General features: G+C 66.5%; 2 protein-coding genes. Both read left to right on the top strand.

The genetic code is table 11. The features are described 5' to 3' along the window. A partial coding sequence (locus tag F0Q45_RS29780) for a hypothetical protein (protein WP_262491197.1) occupies window positions 1–118 on the top strand: 118 nt, incomplete at its 5' end. Then, window positions 115–1,040, top strand: a 926-nt coding sequence (gene argF / locus F0Q45_RS26155; RefSeq protein WP_149656611.1) for an ornithine carbamoyltransferase, incomplete at its 3' end; no start/stop codon positions are given. The genes F0Q45_RS29780 and argF, both read left to right, overlap by 4 nt.

The raw sequence follows: 1,040 nt of genomic DNA on the forward strand, positions 1-1,040 counted from the left end.
CGCGGCCGCGCCCAACGTCATCCGGCTGGCGCCACCGCTGATCATCACCGAAGATCAGCTCGGCGGCTTCGTCGCTGCGCTACCGGGAATCCTCGATACCGCCGGAGCACAGACATGACCAGACATTTTCTGCGCGACGACGACCTCTCCCCGCAAGAACAGGCTGAGGTCCTTCAGCTTGCCGCCGAGCTCAAGAAGGACCCGTTCAGCCGCCGCCCGCTTGACGGGCCGCGCGGGGTCGCGGTCATCTTCGACAAGAACTCCACCCGTACCCGGTTCTCCTTCGAAATGGGTGTCGCGCAGCTTGGCGGCCACGCCGTCGTCGTCGACGGCCGCAGCACCCAGTTGGGGCGTGACGAAACTCTGCAGGACACCGCAAAAGTGTTGTCTCGCTTCGTCGATGCCATCGTCTGGCGGACTTTCGGCCAAGACCGCCTCGAGGCCATGGCCTCGACTGCCGCCGTGCCCGTGATCAATGCGCTCTCCGACGAATTTCACCCCTGCCAGGTGCTCGCCGATCTGCAGACCATCGCCGAGCGCAAAGGGCGGCTCAGCGGCCTGCGGCTGTGCTATCTCGGCGATGGCGCCAACAATATGGCCCACTCGTTGCTGCTGGGCGGCGTCACCGCGGGCATTCACGTCACTATCGCCTCACCCGCGGGCTTCCTGCCTGACCCGGCGGTGCTGGCCGCGGGCGAGCAGCGCGCCCAGGCGACCGGCGCCTCGGTGACGGTGACCGACAACGCCGACGCCGCTGTTGTTGGGGCCGATGTCCTGGTGACCGATACCTGGATCTCGATGGGCCAGGAGGACGACGGGCTGGATCGCGTCGAGCCGTTCCGGCCGTTTCAGGTCAACGAGCGCCTTTTGGGCCTGGCGGATTCGGAAGCGATTGTGCTGCATTGCCTTCCGGCTCACCGTGGTGACGAGATCACTGACGAGGTGATGGACGGTGCGGCCAGCGCAGTCTGGGACGAGGCCGAAAACCGCCTGCACGCCCAGAAGGCCCTGCTGGTGTGGCTGCTGGAGCGGCGCAGTGA

Source organism: Mycobacterium simiae (assembly GCF_008370645.1).
Taxonomy (GTDB): Bacteria; Actinomycetota; Actinomycetes; order Mycobacteriales; family Mycobacteriaceae; genus Mycobacterium; species Mycobacterium simiae_A.